This window comes from Nitrosomonas marina (assembly GCF_900111605.1).
In the GTDB taxonomy this organism is placed as follows: Bacteria; Pseudomonadota; Gammaproteobacteria; order Burkholderiales; family Nitrosomonadaceae; genus Nitrosomonas; species Nitrosomonas marina_A.
On record NZ_FOIA01000020.1, the window covers coordinates 62,495 to 69,546 of the forward strand.

The 7,052-nt window shown below is 46.0% G+C and carries 7 protein-coding genes and 1 other RNA gene; 7 read left to right on the forward strand and 1 reads right to left on the reverse strand.

Translation table 11 applies throughout. The annotated features are described in order from the left end of the window. Window positions 1-59: 59 nt before the first annotated feature. From BMY62_RS10140 to BMY62_RS10160, 5 genes are all read left to right on the forward strand, one after another. A complete protein-coding gene (locus BMY62_RS10140; protein WP_090659210.1) occupies window positions 60-1,388 on the forward strand; it encodes a TRZ/ATZ family hydrolase in 1,329 nt (442 codons plus the stop codon). Between the two features lie 77 nt (window positions 1,389-1,465). Next, window positions 1,466-2,170 (forward strand): bifunctional 2-polyprenyl-6-hydroxyphenol methylase/3-demethylubiquinol 3-O-methyltransferase UbiG, encoded by a 705-nt coding sequence (gene ubiG, locus BMY62_RS10145; protein ID WP_090659212.1) that lies wholly within the window; start codon window positions 1,466-1,468, stop codon window positions 2,168-2,170. Window positions 2,171-2,189: 19 nt separating this feature from the next. After that, the gene (locus BMY62_RS10150; RefSeq protein WP_090659214.1) at window positions 2,190-2,849 is read left to right on the forward strand and encodes an HAD family hydrolase; all 660 of its coding nucleotides are present in this window, start codon (window positions 2,190-2,192) and stop codon (window positions 2,847-2,849) included. A gap of 76 nt (window positions 2,850-2,925) precedes the next feature. Beyond that, window positions 2,926-3,286, forward strand: a transfer-messenger RNA (tmRNA) gene (gene ssrA, locus BMY62_RS10155). Between the two features lie 161 nt (window positions 3,287-3,447). After that, window positions 3,448-4,662 carry a tyrosine-type recombinase/integrase gene (locus tag BMY62_RS10160; RefSeq protein WP_090659216.1) on the forward strand — a complete coding sequence of 405 codons (1,215 nt, stop codon included), beginning with the start codon at window positions 3,448-3,450 and terminating at the stop codon, window positions 4,660-4,662. Between the two features lie 155 nt (window positions 4,663-4,817). Here BMY62_RS10160 and BMY62_RS16705 read toward each other — a convergent pair whose 3' ends face one another. Beyond that, complete coding sequence (locus BMY62_RS16705; RefSeq protein WP_090659218.1) at window positions 4,818-5,087, reverse strand: HTH domain-containing protein; 270 nt, start codon at window positions 5,085-5,087, stop codon at window positions 4,818-4,820. 61 nt (window positions 5,088-5,148) lie between these two features. On the opposite strand from BMY62_RS16705, the gene BMY62_RS10170 reads away from it, so the two are divergent. Together BMY62_RS10170 and BMY62_RS10175 are read left to right on the forward strand one after the other, a co-directional pair. After that, window positions 5,149-6,327 (forward strand): hypothetical protein, encoded by a 1,179-nt coding sequence (locus tag BMY62_RS10170; RefSeq protein ID WP_090659219.1) that lies wholly within the window; start codon window positions 5,149-5,151, stop codon window positions 6,325-6,327. Beyond that, window positions 6,324-6,977 carry a hypothetical protein gene (locus BMY62_RS10175; RefSeq protein ID WP_090659221.1) on the forward strand — a complete coding sequence of 218 codons (654 nt, stop codon included), beginning with the start codon at window positions 6,324-6,326 and terminating at the stop codon, window positions 6,975-6,977. The genes BMY62_RS10170 and BMY62_RS10175 overlap by 4 nt, the downstream gene beginning before the upstream one ends. Window positions 6,978-7,052 lie beyond the last annotated feature (75 nt).

Consider the following 7,052-nt stretch of genomic DNA (forward strand, 5'->3'; position numbering starts at 1 on the left):
TCCAATAACTGGAATAAAAAAGCCCTGCATAAAATCAGGGCTTTTTTATAGCCGACTTAATGTCTGATACTAGCGAAATTGACACACTGATTGAAGCCCGCTGGGTTATACCGGTCGATGCACGACAGTCTGTTCTTGACAACCACGCAATCGCCGTCCATCAAGGTAACATAGTCGACATTCTCCCTGCTCATGTTGCGCAAGCCAAATATAACACTAAAAAAAATGTTGATTTGAAAAGTCATGCGTTAATCCCGGGACTCATCAATACACATACCCATGCAGCAATGATTCTGATGCGCGGCCTGGCGGATGATTTGCCGTTAATGACCTGGTTAAACAAATATATCTGGCCGACCGAGAGTCGTCATGTCGATGACACCTTTGTATTCGACGGCACACGCCTTGCCTGTGCCGAGATGCTCAGAGGCGGCATCACCTGTTTCAACGACATGTATTTTTTTCCTGAAGCTATAGCGCAAGGCGCTTTAGCCACCGGAATGCGCGCCTCGATCGGCATGATCGCCATTGATTTTCCAACACCTTATGCAAGCGACGCCGATGACTATCTGGCAAAAGGTATGGCACTTCGCGACAAACTACAGTCCAATCCACTGCTATCCTTCTGTTTTGCACCGCACGCACCATATACCGTCAGCGATCAAACGCTTGCGCATATCCTGACATACGCCGATCAGCTTGAAGTACCCATTCATATTCATCTTCATGAAACCACTGACGAAATCGATATCAGCATAAAATCACACGGCATGCGGCCGATTGAACGCCTGCATCAGCTTGGCATGCTGGGGCCAAATTTGATAGCTGTGCATATGGTGCATCTGAATGAAGCTGAAATTCAGCTACTACAACAGCACGGGTGTCACGTTGTACATTGTCCGTCATCCAACCTTAAACTCGCGAACGGATTTGCGCCCACCCCGCTACTCTTTGACCAGGCCGTCAATGTCACACTGGGCACTGATGGCGCCGCCAGTAACAACAGGCTTGACTTACTTGAAGAAATGCGATTGGCCGCGCTACTTGCCAAAGCCACTAGTAAACGCGCTGATACCCTGCCTGCCTACCATGCGCTTGAAATGGCCACAATCAACGGTGCCCGCGCGCTTGGAATTGATGCTTTTACCGGCAGCCTTGAATCAGGCAAGGCAGCAGATATAACAGCAATTGATTTTTCTGACTTGCATCTGTCACCATGCTACGACCCCGTTTCACATCTTGTTTATGCGGCCGGACGGGAACAGGTGAGTCATGTCTGGGTAAATGGTAATATACTGCTTGAGAATAAACAATTGACGACACTTGACGAAGCTGACCTACATCGCCGGGCCTTATATTGGGAAGAATGCATCAAATCATCCATATAAACCTGGAACGCTTCGAAAGCGCGTTTTTAAGCATCTATCACAGCTAATAACTGTCAAATTACGTCCGAGGAATCGAAATGGAAAACGACGGTATCAATGCAGACCCTTTGGAGCTCGAAAAATTCAGCCAGTTGGCACACCGCTGGTGGGATCCTAATAGCGAATTCAAACCATTGCATGAAATTAATCCATTGCGCATGAATTATATTGAAGAACTTGCGGGACTGGAGGGAAAAACGGTGCTGGATGTTGGCTGCGGAGGCGGTATTTTATCCGAGGGCATGGCATCACGCGGCGCAACTGTTACAGGAATCGACCTGAGTGAAAAAGCCCTGAAAGTCGCCCGCCTTCACTTGCTGGAAAGCGGTCATCAGGTTGAGTACCGCAAAATTACAACGGAATCACTTGCCAAGGAGCAGCCCCATCACTTCGATATCGTGACCTGCATGGAAATGCTGGAACACGTGCCCGACCCCATGAGTATCGTGCGCTCCTGTGCAAAACTGGCAAAACCCGGTGGCTGGGTATTTTTCTCCACCCTTAACCGTAATCCTAAATCCTATTTATTCGCCATTATTGGGGCAGAGTACATTCTTCAACTACTGCCCCGTGGCACGCATGAATACGCCAGCTTTATCAAACCATCTGAACTGGCGCGAATGGCCCGAAATGCAGGACTTACTGAGGAACGACTGATCGGTATGACCTACAACCCGTTTACAAAAGTCTATGCACTAGAGGCAGACACAGACGTAAACTATATCATGGCCTGCCGGTCCTGATTTACAGCAATTTCAACCAGTGCAAATCAACGCAGTCTTCTTCGATTTTGACGGCACGCTTGCCGATACCGCACCGGATCTCGGTCACGCGCTCAACCGTCAGCGCACTCACAGAGGACTAGATCCGTTACCAATCAAGAGCATTCGAACGCACGCGTCGGCAGGTGCGCGCGGCCTGCTCAAACTCGGCTTTAATATCGGCCCGGAAGATCACGCATATTCAGAAATGCGCAGCGAATTTCTTGAATTTTATTCACAGCGCCTATGTCACGACACATGCCTGTTCCCTGGCATAGACATGTTACTGGACCAATTGGACATACTCGGATTACCCTGGGGCATCGTCACCAACAAGCCCGCGCGTTTCACTCACCCACTCATTATGGAGCTGGGGATACATCAACGTGTTGCCTGCGTCGTCTGTGGTGACGAAACGCCTCATGCCAAACCGCATCCGGAACCGCTACTGGTTGCCTGCAATAAAATCAGTGTATTGCCAGCTGACTGTATATATCTCGGCGATGATCTTCGCGATGTCAAGGCCAGTCTGGCCGCTGGAATAGTGCCGATCATTGCGCGATACGGTTACCTTGGAGACGGCCTGCCGCCCGAATCCTGGGGGGCGCATTATATCATAAACAAACCCCAGGACTTGCTCGCCTATATCGAGCACCAGTGATAGAATACTGCTAATAGCTTTCGGGGAAAGGAACTTTTAACAACTATTTTTATCTTATCTGTACCACAAAGAATTCGGGGACGATCTGGCTTCGACGTGGGTTGCAAAGCAGTGTAGGGCATACCGAGGATCAGATAACCTCGTAAATCCATCTGAAAACAATAGTCGCAAACGACGAAAATTACGCTTTAGCCGCTTAATTAGGCTAGCCTCTGCACCGGTGGGCCTCAACGCCGGGTCTGGCAACAGACAGCAGAGTCACTAACGAGGATCGCGCATTGCAGGGTTACTTTGCAAGGCGTTAAAGAAAAGGTAACTCGCCTGCCATCAGCCTGCCAGTTGGTGGATGTCAGGTTAAATCAAAAAACATGGCTAAGTATGTAGAACTGCCTGTAGAGGGCTTGCGGACGCGGGTTCGATTCCCGCCGTCTCCACCATTAAAACATCCAATACCATCCAAAAAAATCCATAACCCCGCGTAACAGCGGGTTTTTTATTATCCAACTGTCCAATTAGATACAATTTTATCTATTGACATCCGGGGGCAAGTGGGGGCAACATTGAGGGCAACTGAGTTGCCCCACTGCGGAGTTGCCCCATGCCCCTTACTGATATAACTATTCGCAACGCAAAACCCGACACTAAAACCAAAAAGCTATTTGATGAGCGCGGGCTTTATCTGGAAATTTCACCTGCTGGTGGAAAATGGTGGCGACTGAAATATCGATTTAATGACAAAGAGAAAAGAATTTCATTAGGCGTTTATCCTGATGTGGGCCTGAAAGATGCACGCGATCGACGAGACGAAGCACGCAAACTGTTGGCCAACGGCATTGATCCAAGTGAAAATCGTAAAGCAATGAAATCGGCCAGAAAGGAACGGTCAGCAAACAGCTTTGAAGTAATCGCACGGGAATGGTACGCAAAATATTCCACGGCCTGGGCAAAAAATCACAGTGAGCGCATAATTCGCAGATTTGAACGCGATATTTTTCCCTGGATAGGTGGCCGCCCTATTGCAGAAATCAATGCGCCGGAACTGCTTTCAGTGGTACGCCGAATTGAAAACCGGGGTGCGCTGGAAACCGCGCATAGAGCATTAAGCAATTGCGGTCAGGTATTCCGGTATGCCGTGGCAACAGGACGTGCAGAACGTGACCCTTCCGGTGATCTTCGCGGTGCACTACCACCCGTTAAAGGTACTCATTTTGCGGCCACTACCGACCCCAAACGTGTTGGAGAAATTCTGCGGGCATTGGATGGCTACGAGGGAACATTGACCGTCCGTTGCGCACTTCGTCTTGCCCCATTGGTGTTTGTCCGTCCCGGCGAATTACGCAATGCAAAATGGGCTGATATCGATTTAGAAGTAGCTGAATGGCGTTATCTTGTCACCAAAACCAATACACAACATATTGTTCCCCTCGCCCGTCAGGCAATTGAAATTTTGCTTGAATTGCAGCCACTTACTGGAAACAGTCAGTATGTTTTCCCCAGTGCGCGCAGTTTTATCCGACCTATGAGTGATAATGCAATTCTTGCTGCTATGCGACGGCTCGGTATTGATAAGGAAGAAATGAGCGGACATGGTTTTCGGGCAGTAGCGCGCACCATACTTGATGAGATTCTGGGTGTACGACCTGATTTTATAGAACACCAGCTTGCCCATGCAGTGCGTGATCCGAATGGTCGCGCCTATAACCGCACAGCCCATTTACCAGAGCGGCGAAAAATGATGCAACAATGGGCTGATTATTTGGATAAGCTCAAATCTGGCGCTGAAATAGTACCGATACACCAAGAAGTAAAATGACACATAAAATTTGTTTAACTAACTATATCGCAGATAAAAGAAATCCGTAAAAAATAGCTTTATATTGAGTAAAGTACCAGTTCATCCCCACGGGTGTGGGGAACACATTTGCGTCAAACCAGACACCTGTCAATTTGAACATTTTATTTTTCCTATCACCGTAGTAATAACCTACGCTCGCGATCATACACCACAGGAGCGTTGAAATAATCTCGCAACGCTTTGATGGTACGCGTTACCGTTGCACGTGAACATTCCACTTGTTCTTCAATATCCTTATGCGATACCGACAAATGATCCGATGTCAAAATACGATGCAGTTGATATATCCGTTGAAAATTGTTCGCGACAAAGATTATTTCACCCGTGATAAGAAAAAAAATCTGGATTTTCCTACTGTCATGGATACTTGTTATTAAAAATATACGATAATATACTTGTCAGTACAGTATTGTGCATCGCTTCTTCAATTAAAGGAACGACTATATGGCCAGAAATTACTCCCCCAAATCGTTTTTCCGTCATGTACCTAACGCAATGCTGAAACGGTACTTCTCGGAACGTAGCGTCCTTTCCGAACATGATTTTAGTCAAATACCCGAAACAAAAATTGAACCGATTTATAAAGCATGGTTGACTCTATCTGATACACAACGTGGTGAGATGGAGCGGGATTTCAAAGAAATCGATATGCTGGCCTGCGAGGGAGGTATTAAGGCAATTATTGATGAAGCAGACTGGCATGGTGAGATTCTTACTGGCAAATTGAGTGACCTTGCTGGTTTCCACGAAAAAGCATTCTGGGTTTTTCTTGAACGCCCTAAATACTGGCCTGCTGCCAGCGCTTTCTGTCGCGCGGATTCTATCAACAGCAGTCAATGGAATGAATGTAAAACGTTATATAATGCGCCGGCTCAAGTTGATGAACAAACTATTCGAGGTCTTGAAAAAAACTTGAGCAATTACTTTCATCTTAAAGAAGGGCGCGGAAAAAACTGTTTGGTTGATTGTTATCGGCGCGGCAATCTGGATTATTTTTTCGCTTATCCCGAGGATTATGCGTATGCCAGCATAGAATGGGAAGGCACCACTTTTAAACGTCCAGCCCGGCACCCTGCTTTTGAAATCATTTTTGTTTATTCACAAGAAGAAAGCAAAATCAGCCTTTATATGAAAGGCAACAAAGAAACGAAAAAAGATGTACGTGCATTATTTGCAAATACAATTCTTGGACTACAACTTGGTGAATTTATCGAAAATGACCGCGTCTATGATTTAACCCTACTAGAAGACAAAAATCCCCCCTTTCAATTTTCACCTGACTCCGGGATATTGAGCGTTGCCGTCAAGAAGCTGAGATTAGCAATTAACGGAACGAAAGAGCGCATCACACTTGAATCTCAACCGATGCAAAACCAGAATGCCATTTACGAATTGCGTGATAAAATTTTCAAAAACTTGCCGCTTTCTCAGCTAACTATCACACAAGCAGGTATTGTAGTTACTTTCGTACCCGATCCCGAAACCGGCAAAACAAAGACACGCAACTTTGAAATTAGCTGGCCCAATTCCTGTTCCTTAAGATACGACGGTCATGACGCGCTTATACGGAAAATGCTGATTGATTCCGGTATAGAACCGTCTACACGAAAAATTCTGGGATGAGATCTTCTATTAATCCACTGCAAATAATATTCGAGCGTTTATGCAATTGCGGTTTAACTAACGATGCTTTCTTTTTAAAAGACGAAGTAATTAACTGGCCTCCTCAAATTTTCGATACGCTGATAACCTACGGTCTGTTACAACCAACCCAGCCGGACAACATGCTTGAATGCGACGGTTGTGAGGAAAGCTGCATAATGCCCGTTACAATTTACCCGGCTCAAAATGACAAGCCCGGGCGGGCTTTTATCATTTGTGACAAACGTGATGATATCGGGTGTGTAAAAGTTAATTTACAACGAATGGAACAATGGCAAGTAACAAATGAACAGGTAGCAAATGTCTTGTGTAAATTACTTGAGTTTAATCAATCTGCAATTCAAAAAATAGATAATAGAGAATGGCGGATCGGTACACTTCTGGGAAAAAAACGTAGTATCCCGGTTTCTCTCACGCATGATGACACTTTGGCACTTTCATTTGCTGGTCATCGCGTACCCTTAATAAGTATATTGTCAATCAAAGACAATATACTCACTATAGATAAAAGCGCCCTCATACGCTTAGCCAATAACCCCACGACAGATATCGAATCTGAATCTCCAAAAGCACGCCGAGAAAGGTTAATAGCTAGTACTCCTTCAACTTAATAAATTAGGATAAAGTCTCTTTAGCTTTATCCTTGCATCCTCAGTGCTAAAACGCCAATCAACCGGTGCGGTATT